16 protein-coding genes and 1 tRNA gene are annotated in these 16264 nt (G+C 35.5%); 4 read left to right on the top strand and 13 right to left on the bottom strand.

Annotated elements, in window-relative coordinates:
• From ACIQ2S_RS04755 to ACIQ2S_RS04720, 8 genes are all read right to left on the bottom strand, one after another.
• The coding region (locus ACIQ2S_RS04755; RefSeq protein ID WP_396173353.1) for a Txe/YoeB family addiction module toxin at positions 1-279 on the bottom strand (279 nt) is incomplete at its 3' end.
• Complete coding sequence (locus ACIQ2S_RS04750) at positions 264-479, bottom strand: DUF2683 family protein (protein WP_396173350.1); 216 nt, start codon at positions 477-479, stop codon at positions 264-266. The genes ACIQ2S_RS04750 and ACIQ2S_RS04755, both read right to left, overlap by 16 nt.
• A 154-nt stretch (positions 480-633) precedes the next feature.
• Positions 634-2793: a methylmalonyl-CoA mutase gene (gene scpA / locus ACIQ2S_RS04745; RefSeq protein ID WP_396173347.1), complete on the bottom strand. Its 2160-nt coding sequence runs from the start codon at positions 2791-2793 to the stop codon at positions 634-636.
• Complete coding sequence (locus tag ACIQ2S_RS04740; RefSeq protein WP_396173344.1) at positions 2793-3437, bottom strand: hypothetical protein; 645 nt, start codon at positions 3435-3437, stop codon at positions 2793-2795. Before ACIQ2S_RS04740 ends, scpA begins: the two co-directional genes overlap by 1 nt.
• Positions 3430-4797, bottom strand: a complete 1368-nt coding sequence (locus ACIQ2S_RS04735; protein WP_396173342.1) for a methylmalonyl-CoA mutase subunit beta — start codon at positions 4795-4797, stop codon at positions 3430-3432. The genes ACIQ2S_RS04740 and ACIQ2S_RS04735 overlap by 8 nt, the downstream gene beginning before the upstream one ends.
• 5 nt (positions 4798-4802) lie before the next feature.
• Positions 4803-5147 carry a septum formation initiator family protein gene (locus ACIQ2S_RS04730; protein ID WP_396173340.1) on the bottom strand — a complete coding sequence of 115 codons (345 nt, stop codon included), beginning with the start codon at positions 5145-5147 and terminating at the stop codon, positions 4803-4805.
• 2 nt (positions 5148-5149) lie between these two features.
• Positions 5150-5758 (bottom strand): uridine kinase, encoded by a 609-nt coding sequence (gene udk / locus ACIQ2S_RS04725; RefSeq protein ID WP_396173338.1) that lies wholly within the window; start codon positions 5756-5758, stop codon positions 5150-5152.
• A 684-nt stretch (positions 5759-6442) separates the two neighbouring features.
• Positions 6443-6520 (bottom strand) — tRNA-Pro (locus ACIQ2S_RS04720).
• Between the two features lie 185 nt (positions 6521-6705).
• Between ACIQ2S_RS04720 and trxB the strand changes: the two genes are divergently transcribed.
• Positions 6706-7653 carry a thioredoxin-disulfide reductase gene (gene trxB, locus ACIQ2S_RS04715; protein ID WP_396173334.1) on the top strand — a complete coding sequence of 316 codons (948 nt, stop codon included), beginning with the start codon at positions 6706-6708 and terminating at the stop codon, positions 7651-7653.
• 28 nt (positions 7654-7681) lie between these two features.
• Here the strand turns inward: trxB and ACIQ2S_RS04710 are convergent, their stop codons facing one another.
• The 5 genes from ACIQ2S_RS04710 to ACIQ2S_RS04690 all read right to left on the bottom strand — a co-directional run bounded on the left by ACIQ2S_RS04710 (position 7682) and on the right by ACIQ2S_RS04690 (position 11942).
• Positions 7682-8518, bottom strand: a complete 837-nt coding sequence (locus tag ACIQ2S_RS04710) for a GIN domain-containing protein (protein ID WP_396173332.1) — start codon at positions 8516-8518, stop codon at positions 7682-7684.
• Between the two features lie 116 nt (positions 8519-8634).
• Positions 8635-9375 (bottom strand): head GIN domain-containing protein, encoded by a 741-nt coding sequence (locus ACIQ2S_RS04705; protein ID WP_396173330.1) that lies wholly within the window; start codon positions 9373-9375, stop codon positions 8635-8637.
• A 2-nt stretch (positions 9376-9377) separates the two neighbouring features.
• A complete protein-coding gene (locus tag ACIQ2S_RS04700; RefSeq protein ID WP_396173327.1) occupies positions 9378-11114 on the bottom strand; it encodes a PspC domain-containing protein in 1737 nt (578 codons plus the stop codon).
• Positions 11115-11119: 5 nt separating this feature from the next.
• The gene (locus ACIQ2S_RS04695; protein WP_396173325.1) at positions 11120-11449 is read right to left on the bottom strand and encodes a PadR family transcriptional regulator; all 330 of its coding nucleotides are present in this window, start codon (positions 11447-11449) and stop codon (positions 11120-11122) included.
• Between the two features lie 67 nt (positions 11450-11516).
• On the bottom strand, positions 11517-11942 hold the full coding sequence (locus tag ACIQ2S_RS04690; RefSeq protein WP_396173323.1) for a DUF4870 domain-containing protein: 426 nt from the start codon (positions 11940-11942) through the stop codon (positions 11517-11519).
• A 142-nt stretch (positions 11943-12084) separates the two neighbouring features.
• Here ACIQ2S_RS04690 and ACIQ2S_RS04685 point away from each other — a divergent pair, with 142 nt between their 5' ends.
• The 3 genes from ACIQ2S_RS04685 (at position 12085) to ACIQ2S_RS04675 (ending at position 16189) form a co-directional block, all read left to right on the top strand.
• A complete protein-coding gene (locus ACIQ2S_RS04685; protein ID WP_396173321.1) occupies positions 12085-12537 on the top strand; it encodes a DUF4442 domain-containing protein in 453 nt (150 codons plus the stop codon).
• Positions 12538-12634: 97 nt separating this feature from the next.
• Complete coding sequence (locus ACIQ2S_RS04680; protein WP_396173318.1) at positions 12635-13543, top strand: TIGR01777 family oxidoreductase; 909 nt, start codon at positions 12635-12637, stop codon at positions 13541-13543.
• A gap of 108 nt (positions 13544-13651) precedes the next feature.
• The gene (locus ACIQ2S_RS04675; protein ID WP_396173316.1) at positions 13652-16189 is read left to right on the top strand and encodes a zinc-dependent metalloprotease; all 2538 of its coding nucleotides are present in this window, start codon (positions 13652-13654) and stop codon (positions 16187-16189) included.
• Positions 16190-16264 lie beyond the last annotated feature (75 nt).

Here is a 16264-nt window from a genome sequence, read left to right as displayed (position 1 = left end):
CTTATCACCATAATGTCCCATAGCGGAAATGACTTCAACAGTTACAATATCTTCTTCAACGTTGTAGATAATTCGGTCTTTTTGGTTAATTCTTCTGGCCCAAAATCCCGTTAGTTCATATTTTAATTGTTCGGGTTTTCCGGTTCCTGTATAAGGATGTTCTTCTAATTCTGAAAGGATAGCAGTTATTTTATGAATAATTGCTTTGTTTCCTGATTTTTTATGCTTTTGTAAATCTTTAACTGCACTTTCTGTATAAGTCACTAAATATTTTCCCATAATTTGTCTGCTTTTATGGATACTCTTTTGTCATTTTTATGAGAGTCTAGCACTTTAGCAACAAATTTAGGATCATAAGGACTTTCATTGTCAGAAATGATTTCGATGTCTTTGTTTTCTTTCGAAAAAATTTCAATCAAATTCTTTAATGTCTTTCCCGCTTTTGTACGCTCGTTTATCTTGATGGTAATAGTTGTCATTGCTTTAGAATTGTTAAACAAAGTTAGTAAATATTTTTAAAGTTTTAGGTGTTTGTTTTCAGGTGATTAGATTAGAAATTTAAATTTTAGCTATGAATAAAAAAACACCAACTTCTAAGTTAGTGCTTTTTCTATATATATATGTCTAAAATACTTATTCTTCCAACAAAACCTCCAAAATACTAATCGCTGCATCACTAATCCTTGTCCCAGGTCCAAAAACGGCAACCGCTCCGGCATCGAACAAAAATTGGTAGTCTTGGTGCGGAATTACACCACCCACAATCACCATAATATCTTCGCGACCGTAATTTTTAAGTTCAGCAATTACTTGAGGAACCAAAGTTTTGTGTCCGGCTGCTAGTGACGATACCCCTAAAATATGCACGTCGTTTTCAACCGCTTGTTTGGCGGCTTCTGCAGGTGTTTGGAATAACGGTCCAATGTCTACATCAAATCCAACATCTGCATAACCGGTGGCGACTACTTTTGCACCACGGTCGTGACCGTCTTGTCCCATTTTCGCAATCATGATTCGTGGTCGACGACCTTCTTTCGTAGCAAAAGCATCGGCTAATTGTTTCGCTTTTTCAAAGCTTACGTCATTTTTGATTTCTTTACTATACACGCCACTAAAGGTTCTAATTTGTGCTTTGTAGCGTCCGAAAACTTCTTCTAAGGCATCACTAATTTCGCCTAAAGTTGCTCTGTTTTTGGCCGCTTCTACGGCTAAAGATAATAAATTTTTATTCTGATGACTATCAGAATCTTTTGAATTTTCCATTCCAGTTTTTGCAGCTTCGGTCAATTTAGCTAAACAAATTTTTACTTGTTCGTTGTTTCTGGTTGCTTTAATTTCCTGCAAACGTTCAATTTGTTGTTTTCGAACCATTTGATTGTCTACATCCAAAATCATCAATGGATCTTCTTTTTCTAAACGGTATTTGTTTACGCCTACAATAATATCTTGACTACTGTCAATTCTCGCTTGTTTTCTGGCAGCGGCTTCTTCGATACGCAATTTAGGAATTCCTGCTTCTATGGCTTTGGTCATCCCTCCCAATTCTTCCACTTCTTGAATTAACGCCCATGCTTTTGCTGCGATTTCTGCTGTTAAACTTTCTACATAATAACTTCCGGCCCAAGGGTCAACCGTTTTACAAATTTTGGTTTCTTCTTGTAAAAATATTTGTGTATTTCTAGCAATACGAGCGGAGAAATCTGTGGGTAGTGCAATTGCTTCATCCAAAGCATTGGTGTGTAACGATTGGGTGCCACCAAAAGCTGCTGCGGCAGCCTCAATACAAGTTCGTGCCACATTGTTAAACGGATCTTGTTCCGTTAAACTCCAACCGGATGTTTGACAATGGGTTCGCAAAGCCAATGATTTTTCATCTTTCGGATGGAATTGTTTCAATAATTTAGACCACAACATACGACCGGCACGCATTTTAGCGATTTCCATAAAGTGGTTCATACCCACCGCCCAGAAAAAAGAAAGGCGAGGTGCGAAAGTATCAATGTCCATTCCCGCGGCCAAACCGGTTCGAATGTATTCTAAACCATCGGCTAAAGTGTAAGCCAGCTCAATATCTGCTGTTGCTCCGGCTTCCTGCATATGATAACCGGAAATAGATATTGAATTGAATTTAGGCATATTTTTACTGGTATATTCAAAAATATCAGCAATGATTTTCATCGAAGGAGTAGGTGGGTAGATGTAGGTATTTCGCACCATAAATTCCTTCAAAATGTCATTTTGAATCGTTCCGGAAAGTAAATTCGGAGCCACACCTTGTTCTTCTGCGGCCACAATATAAAAGGCCATAATTGGTAAAACGGCACCGTTCATGGTCATGGAAACAGACATTTCACCTAAGGGAATCTGGTCAAACAAAACCTTCATATCTTCTACAGAATCAATGGCAACACCCGCTTTACCTACATCACCAACCACTCGTTCGTGATCGGAATCATAACCACGGTGTGTAGCCAAGTCAAAAGCAACTGAAAGTCCTTTTTGTCCGGCAGCTAGGTTTCTGCGATAAAAGGCATTACTCTCTTCGGCTGTTGAAAACCCGGCATATTGACGGACGGTCCATGGACGACGTACATACATCGTTGCGTAAGGTCCGCGAAGATTAGGAGCAAAACCAGCGGCAAAACCTAGGTGTTCTAATTTTGCCAAATCTTCCGCTGAATAATCCGGTTTTAATTCAATTTGTTCTGCAGTAATAAAATGGGCAACAGGACTTGTGACGGATTTTTTTTTCGCACTTTTCAAGGTCAGCTGTTGGATGTCTTTTCTTTTCATTAGAGTACGCGTATTTTTTCTAAATAGGGGTCAAAATCAACCAAAAATGGAGTTTCGAGTGTAAGAGCAAAGCTTTTGTTATTGAAGCTCACAAAATAGATCTGTTTGTAAAAATCACCAATTAAATCCTCAGAGCTAATGGAATATATTGATTTAAAAATCTGTGCTTCGGCTGTTTCAAAAAATCGAGCTTCTTTTTTTGTGAATAAAATACCTGATTGTTCTGAAATTACATCATGATGGTATTTAATATCGTTCAACAACATTTGAGCATCATTTTTTGTGAATTTTATATATTCTGTTGGAAAAACAGTTAGAATTGAGTTTGAGGATGTGTGTTGAAAAAAGTAAACTTTACTTTGCGAACGAGCCAATTCTCTTAGACGTTCTTTTTCCAAATTTACAGCCAAAGTATCCGTTGATTTTTCTACAAATTCTAAATATTCTGATTTTGATAATTTTATAAACTCTTTTGGTAAATACATTTTGATTCCTTCGGTTTCCAAAGGAAAGAATTTACCTTCTACAATAGGTTTTTGTGTCTCCTTAAGTACTTTTTGAGATTCTTTGATGACTTCCGTACATGATGACATTCCTAAAAAGGAAAGAAGTATCATCCCTGAAAAAATTCTGTGATTAAGCATTTTTTTCGGCGTTAAGACGTTCTTGTTCAACTTTTTCGGCTAAACGTTTTTCTATAATCGGTGTGATTAACGTTTTTCTTGGATTGGTTTTTACAAAAGGAAATAATTCTAAATCATTAGCCATTTTGTCGTTCTTGTTGGGGAATTTGTTGGTTCCCAATAAGACCTCTTTTCCTGAGTCAAAAAGTTCTTGCTCTTTTTCTGCACTTTCATTGATTTTGCGTTGAATGGTGCCTTCGATTAGTTGTGTAATTAAACCACCATTTTTTTCAATATCTTTAAAAAGTTCTAAAGCTTTTTCGGCTAATTGTTCGGTTAAAGTTTCAATATAATAGGTTCCGTCGGCCGGGTTATTGACTTTATCAAAATAACTTTCGTTCTTTAAAATCAACAATTGGTTTCGCGAAATACGGTCACCAAATTCATTGTCTTTATGATACAATGCATCGTAGGCTAAATTTGCAATTGCATCCGCACCGCCTAAAATAGCACTCATGCACTCGGTGGTTGTTCGCAATAAATTTACATTGTAGTCGTAGATTGTTTTGTTTCGTTTGGTTGGTGCAACAACAATTTTACAATGTAGTTTATGGTTGTAAGTGTCTGCCAATGTATTAAATAGCAATCGCAAAGCTCTTAGTTTTGCAATTTCGAAAAAGTAATTGGTTCCAACTGAAACTTCAATGGTTATAGGGCTTGAAATAGCTTCTAATCGATTAAAATACTCATTAATGTGAGCTAAAGTATAAGCCAATTGTTGCACCATATTTGCTCCGGCATTTTGGTACAATCCGGTTCGAATAGAAATAAATGGAATGCGGCTTTTGGATTGAATCTGGGATATCGCTTCAAAATCTTTTTCAAGGTTTTGAAACCAATTGCCTTCTGCTGCCAACTGACCAACAGGATCAATTAACAGCACAAAATTGTATTTGTTTTTAGTAGCAAATTGATCTAGTTTTAATACATAATCTACGGATAAAAAAGTCAGATTGAAATAATAAATCGTTGTTTCTGAGGGTAGATTCATCATCAATGATTCTATAGAAACAGCTTCGTTATCAATCGTAAAACGAATGTTATCTGCACCTCTGTTGAGGCTATCTAGTGCTTTTGCATTTGATTTGGGAACATCGAAAACAAAAATATTTTGAAGAATTTTACAATCGGTTGCTTTTGTGTCAAAAGTCAATTTGGTATCAAATTCGTCGGAGTGATAAAAAGGTTTCACTTTAATTCCCTCCATACTTTCCCAAACTAAAGTTTCATTATAATCGGCTCCTTTTAATTCAAACTGAATTTGTTGTTTCCATTGCTTGGCAGAAATTGGTTCAAATTCATCAAATAACTTGCGTTCCATGGTTTTTATTTTTTATCTGGTTTTTTATCGGAATCTTTTTCTTTAAATTCAATAATGTAGATATCCTCACTGTCTCGCTTCATATAATATTTTTCACGAGCATATTTTTCTATCATATCAGGATTTTTTAGCTGCTTAATTTCTAAACTGTCTTTTTTAATCTCTTCTTGATAGTATTTTTTATTGGTTTCAATTTCTTCAATTTCTTTATTCAAAATTCGATGTTCGAAATAAGAGTAATTATCCAAAAACAATAACCAAACTACAAAAAATGCAAATACTAATACATATCTGTTGTATAGGTATTTGAACCAGGGATATTTTTCTTTAAAACGTTGAAAAAATGACATAGTTAATGGATTCGTTGTTTGATTACTGCACGTACTACTTCAATAGCAACGGTATTATAGTTGTCATTCGGAATAATGATATCTGCAAAATTTTTAGTAGGTTCTATAAATTGATCGTGCATTGGTTTTAGTGTGTTTTGATACCTATTTACTACTTCATTCATGTCTCTGCCTCGTTCGGCAATATCTCTCTTTAATCGACGAATCAATCGTTCGTCTGAATCTGCGTGAACATACACTTTTATATCGAACATCTCACGTAGTTCCGGATTGGTCAAAATCAAAATTCCTTCAACTATCATCACTTTTCTGGGATGTGTTAGAATAATATCGTCGGTTCGGTCATGGGTTACAAAAGAGTAAACCGGTTGTTCAACAACATTCCCAAGTTTGAGATCTTTTAAATGTGCGACCAATAAGTCAAAATCAATCGCTCTTGGGTGATCAAAATTGATGTGGGAGCGTTCTTCGTAGCTTAAATGCGAATTCTTTTTATAATAGGAGTCTTGTGAAATCACGCCAACCTCTGCATCCGGTAATTCATTCATGATTTGATGAACCACGGTTGTTTTTCCGCTACCCGTGCCTCCGGCAATTCCGATTATTAACATCTTTGCTAAGTGTTTATTCCCTACAAAAGTAGCAAAAATTCAAGGTAATAAACTGATAAATGTCAGTATTTTTGAGAGCTTTTGCAAATAATTGAAATGATATTTAAACCATAAATTTTGACCAATTTTTTTTAACGGACAAGAAGTTTGTAGGATTGAAAACTAAAATCCCTCCCACAAGTGGAAAGGATTTTGGTGGTCGGGGTGGCAGGATTATTTCATGAACATGAATAGAGGAAATGTTGCTCACCAAAATCCTTCGAGCTTCGCTCTGAGTTATTTTTTATTTCCAATCCTTACAAGCAAGCTTAACGGACTGAAAATAAAAAATCCCGCCCACTTGTGTGGAAAGGATTTTGGTGGTCGGGGTGGCAGGATTATTCGATGATCCTGAAAGTGGGCAATGTTGCTCACCAATATCCTTCGAGCTACGCTCTGAGTTATTTTTTATTTTCAAACCTTACAAGCAAGCTTGACGGATTGAAAATAAAAAATCCCTCCCACAAGTGGAAAGGATTTTGGTGGTCGGGGTGGCAGGATTATTTCATGAACCTGAATAGAGGAAATGTTGCTCACCAAAATCCTTCGAGCTTCGCTCTGAGTTATTTTTTATTTCCGATCCTTATAAGCAAGCTTAACGGACTGGAAACAAAAAATCCCTCCCACAAGTGGAAAGGATTTTGGTGGTCGGGGTGGCAGGATTCGAACCTGCGGCCTCCTGCTCCCAAAGCAGGCGCGATAACCGGGCTACGCTACACCCCGAAAAGAAAATACTAAAAAAAGTAGATTTCTATTTGAGGGTGCAAATATAGGGTTTAAATTCTTTTTTGCAAAAGAAAACGAAAATAAGATTACACTATTCGATAATTATTAAAACTAATCAACAATTAAGATTTAATTTTCATTAAAAAGCTACATTTGCAATCTTATTTGAAATTACTAATACCATGTCTGACACAATAGAAAAAGTAAAATGTTTGATTATAGGTTCGGGTCCTGCGGGATACACAGCAGCAATCTATGCTGCCAGAGCCAATATGTTTCCGGTTTTATACCAAGGAACACAACCGGGTGGTCAATTAACAACGACTAATGAAGTTGAAAATTGGCCTGGAAATCCTGAAGGAATTACTGGTCCTGAAATGATGATAGGCTTTCAAGAACAAGCCAAGCGTTTTGGAACGGATGTTCGAGATGGTTGGGTAACAAAGGTAGATTTCTCTGGACCAATTCATAAAGTGTGGGTAAACGACACGAAAGAAATTCATTGTGAAACCGTAATTATTTCTACGGGTGCTTCAGCAAAATATTTAGAAATTCCTTCTGAGCAACATTATTTACAAACGGGTGGCGGTGTTTCGGCTTGTGCAGTTTGTGACGGATTTTTCTATAGAAATCAAGAGGTTGTAATTGTAGGTGCAGGAGATTCTGCCTGTGAAGAAGCACATTATCTTTCAAAACTTTGTAAAAAAGTAACTATGTTGGTGCGTAGTGAGAAATTTAGAGCATCTAAAATCATGGAGGCCCGTGTTCGAAAAACAGAAAATATCAAAATTTTACTAAACTCTGAAACCGTTGAAGTAAAAGGTGATGGACAAGTGGTGTCTGCTGTGCTTGTGAAGGAGCGAACAACAGGGGTTGAAACTGAAATTCCTGCAACAGGTTTCTTTGTGGCTATAGGTCATAAGCCAAATACCGATATTTTTAAGGATTTTCTTGAATTAGATGAAACAGGTTATATTATCAATGTTTCGGGAACTTCAAAAACAAATATTCCTGGCGTTTTTGTGGGTGGTGATGCTGCCGATCATGTGTACCGTCAAGCAATTACAGCTGCAGGAACAGGCTGTATGGCTGCTTTGGATGCCGAAAGATATCTTGCGAGCAAAGAATAGTTAAGAATCCCGGTTGATCCGGGATTTTTTATTTTAAAGGCTTTTTGAAAATCATTGCCTCATCTTTAAAGACTTTTATTTCAACTACCGCATCGCCATATAAATATAATTCTGACTTTCCTGTTAACTCTAGAACTGCATTAGTTGCAACATTAATGATTCCGACAGAAGTACCTTCCAGAGTTGCTGTTGCAGTTTTGGTAGTTAAATTTTTCCCTGTAAAGTTGGAAGAATTATCAATTCTTAAGCGTAATTCATTGACATCTCCTTCTATTACAGCAATAGTTTTTTGATACATGTCACATTTCAGTTTAGAGGATGTAATTAAAGCTTTGATATTCGAATTTTTACTTAGCTCTAAAACGGCATCTTCCGATTTGAGGTTTAATTCAACCTTCGATTTGTCATTTGTTATTAAAGTAAATTTGGCAACATTCGCATTTAAAAACAATTTTGAATCATTGTAACATTTAAAGGTAAATTCACTAAGATTTAAGTCAGATAAAGAAGTTATTTTACTTTTATCTCTTGCAATAAGCATTTTAAATTGGTCAGTATAGGTGATGCGAACACTTGTTTTTTTTGCAGAGGTTATATCTTTGAGGGCACTAATAAACAAAGTATTTCCTGTCAATTTAAATTCAATTTCAGGATGAAGATTATCGTCGGCTTCTACTTCAATTGCATTTTTATCACCTTTGAAAAGAAATACTTCCAGATTATCTGAAACTTCGATATTTTCAAAATCTCCAATTTCCTTATTTTCAACGGTCACTATATTGGAACCTTTAATTTTTTCTTTTTTTTGGGCAGTAACTATTGAAGAAGTACAAATGACGGCAAATAGTAGGAGGATATTCTTCATTTTTCAGTTGGTTTTGTTCACAAATATAGAAAAAAACATCTCAACTTTGGGTAGAGATGTTTGTTTACTTAGTTACAAATGAATGTTAGCGACTATTTACTTTTACTTTAGTTGTTTTAATTTTTTGTAATGGTTCCACCGGACGAGGAGTTTTTGGTAATAGTAGTAGGCATATTAAAATATTTAATTGCACTTCCGCTTGAAGCTTTTGCGTCTAAACTAATGATTGGGTGAACGTCCACTGAACTTCCGCTAGATGAACCTGCAATGACATTATTAGCTAAAAGTTCTGAAGCATTGATTTCGCTGCCACTTGAAGATGTAGCCTCTAATTTTAGTGCTTTCCCTTTTAAAGTGATTTCACTTCCGCTACTGCTTTCACTAATTAAATTTTCAACTTCTAAGGAAAGATCTATTTCACTGCCACTGCTAGCATCTAAATCCAAAGAGGAAATTTTTATAACAGCAGTATTGGATATGGTAGCTCCACTTGAACTGCTTAAAGCTTCGATAACAGGAAGAGAAACCCGCACTTTTCTTGCTGATTTAGTTCGAACATTTTTATCCATTTTAATGGTTAAAACACCACTTGAAATATTGGTTTCAATGTGTTCAATGATATTATCATCGGCTTCCACTTCAATTGATTTTGTGTCAGATTGCGTTACAATCAAGTCAATTCCTTGACTCACTTCGATGTTTGTAAAATCTTCCGTCACATTGCGTTTTTCTGTAGTCACTTTACCGCTTCCTTTAACAGTGTCTCCTAAATCAACGGCAAACTGGCAAGAGTTGAACAATAATGCTGCTAATAGAGCAATAATTGATTTGGTGATGTAAACAACTATTTTTATCATGACTAATTGGTTTTAATGATGATTCCCTCATCGTTAATTTCTAATCCTTTGAAGTCCCGTGATTCCACGTTTTTATTGTTTTCTTTGATTTGTACACCATTTTTATCAATGGTTATTGACGTCGATTGATTGTCTGAAATACTATCGGAAACAACATCATTGTATTCATTTTCTTCCGGGGGACAATTCAAACATATTATTTTACGATCACTAACCTGATAAATGTACGTGTCTGAACTATGATGCAAATTAAAAAATGAGTTTTCACTATTGTCATAATTTTTAACACTGTTATCCGGTTTAAGAATTGTTCCTTTGGGAACATAAAGATATAAATTTACCTTTTGATTTCTGTATTTATTCTTTAAATCTGTTGTTAAATAATTGTTTAACAGCAGTTTGTTGCCCTCGTATTTGAAATCATATTTGATTTTCTCTGCACGTTTTTTAGCATCCACTAATGATTTTCCTTCCGCTTTTCTTTCAATGGAAAGAAAAGGTTGTGATTCGTCGGTATACAGCAATTCTAATCGAATATCATTTGAATAAATAACTTCATTTTCATTTTCATCTTGCGTTAATTCAAAGTCATTGTGATGGAAATCTTTACTGTAAAAATCATTGTATTTGAATTGTACATACAAAGTATCATTGGGTAGTAATGCCAGCGTTTCTTTTTGAACGGATTTTCCTTTGTAGGCAACTTCAGTAGCTTGTTTCACTCCAAAAGCAATTAAAGTTCCCACAGCTAAAAGCCATAATGCCAACAAGGTATATTTTGCGACATTGCCAATTGATTTCATATTCGTGATTAAAAGTTTTAAGCCTAAAATCATTAAAAAGAAAAACGGAATTCCGATGGCAAAAAAGCTAAGCAATACAATTAACCAGATTGGAAATTCACTTACAATTACCGCATCATAGTAACCTTGCCATGGCATATCTACAAAAGTTGTGGATCCGAAAGTAAAGCCTCCAATAATCAATGATCCTAAAACCATGATCGAAAAAATCAGAATTAAGGCACCAATGATTTTGGCAAAAACACTAAAAATGGTCATAAAAATTTCGCCGATAGCAGAGCCTACTTTTTCAGCTCCGGATTTTGCTTGATTGCCCATTTTTTCATAATCTGCATTTTCTACTTTGTCTGAAAAAGCAGCAAATTCTTCACGAACTTTTTTTTCGATGTTCGTCAGGTTTGCCGGTTCTCCGGTCATTTCTAACTTTTCAGTAGTAGTCTGAGCTTTAGGGATCAATACCCAAAGGATAATGTAAAGCAAGATTGGAAATCCAACACCTGCGATAACAATTAAAACCAAGAACAAACGAATCCACAAGGAGTCAACACCAATGTAGTGTCCAAATCCTGCAGCAACACCGCCCAGAATATTTTTGTCGATGTCACGGTACAACTTTTTATTTGATTTACCTGTATTGAAGTTTTGTGATGTATTTTGAGTTTCGCCTTCCTCTTCAATACGATAATCTTCAGGTTGACCCATTACTGTAATCATCGCGTCAACATCTCTTAAACTGATGACATGTTTATCGGATTCTTTTGATTCTGAGAAAATTTCTGAAATACGCATTTCGATATCTTTCATAATTTCATCTTGACCCGATGAATTGGATAGCGAACGCTTAATAGCATCGAAATAGCGATTTAATTTTTGAAAAGCATCTTCATCGATATGGAAGAAAAGGCCTCCTAAATTTATATTTACTGTTTTGTTCATGACTATTAGTTTTGGTTGGTTATGGTGTTTACAGCATCGGATAATTCATTCCAAGTACTGTTTAATTCAGTTAAAAATTGTTTTCCTATTTCGGTGAGTCCGTAATACTTTCTTGGAGGTCCCGAAGTTGATTCTTCCCAACGGTAGTTGAGTAATCCGTCGTTTTTCAAACGTGTTAATAAGGGATATACAGTTCCCTCGACCACGAGTAATTTTGCGTTTTTTAAGGAGTCTAATATTTCAGAGGTGTATGCTTCTTTTTCTTTTAAGACCGAGAGAATACAAAACTCTAAAACGCCTTTTCGCATCTGGGCTTTGGTGTTTTCAATATTCATAATTCATTTTGTGTTTTTTTAAATTAAACAATTCGTTTTTTGATTGATTGGATTGATGATTGAAACTCTACTTGATAAATGCTATGCTAAATGGATATTTGTAAACAGTACCTTCATTGGCTCTTAGCGATCCTAAAATTATTAAGATAAACTCAGCGATGGTCCAAATGCCTAAAACAGCTACGCCAATAATAGCTAGGGTGATCAAATCGACAGGAACCACCTCTTGTCCGGCATTTTCTAATTGGATGTAGCCAATAATTGAATTCAGAAAGAAAATACCAACAATAATTGCAATAACAATACTGTATACTAAAATACTTAAATGGAAATTAAGAACTGATTTACCATTTTCATCAATATATTGCGATTGATGTTTTTTGGTTTGCCAAATGATCAGTGGGACTACGATTCCGGCAAATGGAATCAGGTACTTTGCAAAGGCACTTAAATGAAGCAGTGCAGCGGTTGTTTTTTCGTCTTGTGTTGTCATAATTAAAAGTGTATAATAATATCCTATGCAAATATATGTCTATAAGAAGGTATTGTGTTACGCATAGTACTAATATTTAACATTAATTTAACAAATTGTATTTACGGAATTTTATGCTATTTTTACAAAAAAATGAGCAAATATGCAGTTTACAGCCGGAAATCTCAATAAATTTTTATTTTTTAAATTACCCGCTGCTTTTTGGTGTGGGGTGCGAGCAAAATCGATTGATGCACATCAATGCACAACCACCGTTAAGTTCCGTTGGGTCAATCAGAATCCATTTAACTCGATGTATTTTGCGGTTCAAGCGATGGCGGCGGAATTATCTACGGGTGCATTAGTCATGTTTCAAATACGAAAAAGCGGCCGTAAAATTTCAATGTTAGTGGCGAACAACAAAGGAAATTTTACCAAAAAGGCTACAGGTAGAATTACATTTGTTTGCCGGGATGGTCATTTAATTGAAGAAGCTATAAAGCGAACCATTGCCACTGGCGAAGGTCAAACTTTTTGGATGAAATCTATAGGTACTGACGAAAAAGGAGACCAAGTATCAGAAATGGATTTTGAGTGGAGTGTTCGAATAAAATAATGGTTGTACAATTTTCAAGGTTTTAACAACACTTAAACTATTCCTAATTAACGTAACTTTTTAACTGTTTGAAGGTACCTTTGTGTAAAAATAAGCTATGAAAATTTTAATTACAGGTGCTACGGGAATGATTGGCAAAGAAATTGTAGCACTGCTGTTGCAAAACAATCATACCGTTCATTATCTAACAACTTCTAGAGAGAAAATTCAAAACAAACTTAACTATTATGGTTTCTTTTGGAACCCCGAGCAAAGTATCATTGATGAAAATTGTTTAATGGGAGTTGATGCAATTATTCATCTGGCCGGGGCAACTGTTTCGAAAAGATGGACAGATTCCTATAAAGAAGAAATTATAGAAAGTCGGGTTTTAACAACCAACCTTCTTTACAAAGCTTTAAAAGATTTTCCCAACCAAGTAAAGCAGGTGGTTTCCGCTTCTGCAATCGGTATTTATCCTGATAGTTTAACTGGAGTTTACACAGAGGACAGTTTAAAAGTAAGTCATGATTTTTTAGGAACTGTTGTTCAAAAATGGGAGGAAAGTGTAGATGTTTTTTCGGTGTTGAAGATTAAAGTTTGCAAAATCAGAATTGGACTTGTATTGTCTGATAAAGGCGGAGCATTAGCGGAAATGGTCAAACCCATTAAACTTGGATTGGGGTCACCTTTTGGTTCCGGAATGCAAATGCAGTCATGGATACATATTGCCGATTTAGTTGAACTTTTTTATTTTGCAGTTCATAATCAATTGGAGGGGGTCTATAACGCCGTTGCACCAAATGCCGTAACAAATAAAGAGTTAACAAAATCAATAGCTAATGTTCTCGGGAAACCATTTTTTATGCCGGCTGTACCTAAATTTGCAATGCAACTTTTTTTAGGTGAAATGCATCAATTGCTTTTCTCTAGTCAGCATGTGAGTTCTGAGAAAATTCAGGATAAACAATTTCACTTTCGATTTACTGAATTGGAAATGGCACTTTTAGATTTATTGAAGAAGTAATCAAAAGACGATCGGGGTTATTGATTAAACATTTGCCAATTTTTTCACACATTTCAAAGAAGTTAATTTTTTAGAATATATTTGAAGATTATAACCAATCTTTATTATATGTTTAGAAAACTTTTTATTATATCAACACTATTGTTGTTTGTCTCAACAACCGATGCTCTAGCTCAACGAAAGAAGAAAGATAAGAAAAAGCCTGCCACTACTGCGGCAGCACCAACAGATGCTAAAAAACCGGAAGTAAAGAAACCAAAGCCTTATAACAAGGTAATTGATTCTACAGCGGTTACTCAAAAAGGTTTAATTGATGTGCACAAAGTAGGCGACAAGTATCTTTTTGAAGTGGCTGACTCATTGTTAGGAAAAGAAATCATGTCTATTACCAGATATTCAAAAACACCTGCCGGTGGAGGAATATTTGGTGGTGAAGAGATCAATCGGCAAGTTCTCATATTTGAAAAAGGTATTAGTGACAACATTTTATTGCGTTCGGTAACTTATGTAATTACCACTCCAAATGAAGATTCCCCCATTACTAAAGCCGTTGAAAATTCAAGTGCCGATCCGATTATTGGCAACTTTGAAGTGATGGCTTATAAAAAAGACGGAAAAGATATCAAAGGATATGTGTTTGATGTTACCGCTCTTTTTGATGCAGATTTACAAGCCTTCTCATTGGATCCTATTCGCAAACAAATGCTAAATATCGTTGCATTTCAAAAGGATAAGTCTTTTATCCAAGCGGTGAAATCGTTTCCTGTGAATACTGAAATTCGTTCAGTAAAAACCTTTACTACAAAGCCACCTCAAATTTCAATGACTCCAACACCCACGATTGGAACAAATTTTCCGGCTGCTTTAGATGCCGGTGTGGTGACATTTGAATTAAATACTTCCTTGATTTTGTTACCGCAAAAACCAATGCGAAAAAGAGCTTTTGACAAGCGAGTAGGTTATTTTGCCAATGGTTATAGTGTGTTTGAAGAAAACTCATTAAAAGCAGAAAAAGATGTTTTTGCAGTGCGTTGGAGATTAGAGCCAAAGAATGCCGAAGATGCTGAAAAACAAAAAAGAGGTGAATTAATTGAACCTAAAAAACCTTTGGTTTATTACATTGACCCTGCAACTCCCGACAAATGGAAACAATATATCAAAGCCGGTATTGATGATTGGCAAGAAGCTTTTGAATTTGCCGGATGGAAAAATGCAATTAGAGGTGAATATTGGCCGGAAAACGATCCAACCATGAGTTTAGAAGATGCTCGTTTCTCGGTGTTACGCTATTTTGCTGCGGATATTCAAAATGCTTACGGACCTAATGTACACGATCCTAGAACAGGAGAGATATTAGAAAGTCATATTGGTTGGTACCATAATATTATGAGTTTACTCAGAGATTGGTATTTAATACAAACCGCCGCTGTAGATCCACAAGCACGAACTATTAAATTTAATGACAAGTTGATGGGTGAATTGATTCGCTTTGTGGCAGCTCACGAAGTCGGACACACATTAGGCTTACGTCACAACATGGGAGCAAGTCATGCGACCCCCGTGGAAATGTTGCGAGACAAAGATTTCCAAAAACAAAATGGTCATACCTCTTCGATCATGGATTATGCACGTTTTAATTATGTAGCACAACCCGAAGACGGCGTAACCGATTTATTTCCAAAAATTGGTGATTACGACAAATGGGCCATTCGATGGGGATATGCCTATTTTCCGGATGCAAAAAGCGACAAGGAAGAAAAAGTGTTGTTGAATGACATGATAAAAGAGGCTTACAAAAATAAACGTTTACATTTTGGAACTGAAACCAGTCCATATGACCCGAGATTCCAAACAGAAGATTTGGGCGACAATGCCATGAAAGCTTCAGATTATGGAATCAAAAATTTGAAAAGAATCTTGCCACAATTGATCACATGGAGTAAAGAAGATGGTGAAGATTATGAAGAATTGGACGGACTTTATAACTCACTTACAGGTCAGTTCCGAAGATATATGGGACATGTGACTAAAAATGTTGGAGGAATTTATGAAGATCCGAAAACAGCTGATATGGAAGGCGATGTTTATGAAGTTGTGCCTGCAGCAATTCAAAAAGAAGCCGTTACGTTCCTTAACGAACAATTATTCAAAACACCTATTTGGTTGTTAGATCAAGACATTATAAATAGAGTAAGACCCGAAAGTGGAGTAGAGGCAATGAAATCGATACAAGGTGGAACTTTGAGTAGCTTATTATCAGGTGATCGATTGATTCGTTTGATAGAAACATCTTCTGTAGATAAAAAGAACTACACTGTTGACCAATTAATGAGTGATTTGCGAAAGGGCATTTTTTCTGAACTTAAAACGAATGCTCCTGTTGACGTTTACAGAAGAAATCTTCAAAAGTTATATGTGAATACCCTGATTGAAGCATTGGATAATGATGGGAAGAAAACAGCCATGGGATTAAATAGAAGACCTGTGAAATATAGCGAAACTGATATTCCTTCCATCGCTCGAGGGCAACTAATTGAATTAAAAAGTCAATTGAAGATGGGAGCTACATCTGCAACAGATCGTCTAAGTAAATTTCATTTGCAAGATTTAGTTTCAAAAATCGACATGGCTTTAAATCCAAGTTAAGAGTCCATTATTCCATAAAAAAACGCTGATGTAAAAATCAGCGTTTTTTATTTATAGTAAGATGCGAATGTATTA

The organism is Flavobacterium sp. (assembly GCF_044371705.1).
Taxonomy (GTDB): domain Bacteria; phylum Bacteroidota; class Bacteroidia; order Flavobacteriales; family Flavobacteriaceae; genus Flavobacterium.
Note: the sequence above shows the minus strand (reverse complement) of the source record. Positions and strands in the feature narration are given on the sequence as shown.

Bases quoted from the DNA above. Each gene is read 5' to 3' on its own strand.
- ACIQ2S_RS04750 (WP_396173350.1), bottom strand. From the start codon at position 479: ATGACAACTATTACCATCAAGATAAACGAGCGTACAAAAGCGGGAAAG.
- scpA (WP_396173347.1), bottom strand. From the start codon at position 2,793: ATGAAAAGAAAAGACATCCAACAGCTGACCTTGAAAAGTGCGAAAAAA.
- ACIQ2S_RS04740 (WP_396173344.1), bottom strand. From the start codon at position 3,437: ATGCTTAATCACAGAATTTTTTCAGGGATGATACTTCTTTCCTTTTTA.
- ACIQ2S_RS04735 (WP_396173342.1), bottom strand. From the start codon at position 4,797: ATGGAACGCAAGTTATTTGATGAATTTGAACCAATTTCTGCCAAGCAA.
- ACIQ2S_RS04730 (WP_396173340.1), bottom strand. From the start codon at position 5,147: ATGTCATTTTTTCAACGTTTTAAAGAAAAATATCCCTGGTTCAAATAC.
- udk (WP_396173338.1), bottom strand. From the start codon at position 5,758: ATGTTAATAATCGGAATTGCCGGAGGCACGGGTAGCGGAAAAACAACC.
- trxB (WP_396173334.1), top strand. From the start codon at position 6,706: ATGTCTGACACAATAGAAAAAGTAAAATGTTTGATTATAGGTTCGGGT.
- ACIQ2S_RS04710 (WP_396173332.1), bottom strand. From the start codon at position 8,518: ATGAAGAATATCCTCCTACTATTTGCCGTCATTTGTACTTCTTCAATA.
- ACIQ2S_RS04705 (WP_396173330.1), bottom strand. From the start codon at position 9,375: ATGATAAAAATAGTTGTTTACATCACCAAATCAATTATTGCTCTATTA.
- ACIQ2S_RS04700 (WP_396173327.1), bottom strand. From the start codon at position 11,114: ATGAACAAAACAGTAAATATAAATTTAGGAGGCCTTTTCTTCCATATC.
- ACIQ2S_RS04695 (WP_396173325.1), bottom strand. From the start codon at position 11,449: ATGAATATTGAAAACACCAAAGCCCAGATGCGAAAAGGCGTTTTAGAG.
- ACIQ2S_RS04690 (WP_396173323.1), bottom strand. From the start codon at position 11,942: ATGACAACACAAGACGAAAAAACAACCGCTGCACTGCTTCATTTAAGT.
- ACIQ2S_RS04685 (WP_396173321.1), top strand. From the start codon at position 12,085: ATGCAGTTTACAGCCGGAAATCTCAATAAATTTTTATTTTTTAAATTA.
- ACIQ2S_RS04680 (WP_396173318.1), top strand. From the start codon at position 12,635: ATGAAAATTTTAATTACAGGTGCTACGGGAATGATTGGCAAAGAAATT.
- ACIQ2S_RS04675 (WP_396173316.1), top strand. From the start codon at position 13,652: ATGTTTAGAAAACTTTTTATTATATCAACACTATTGTTGTTTGTCTCA.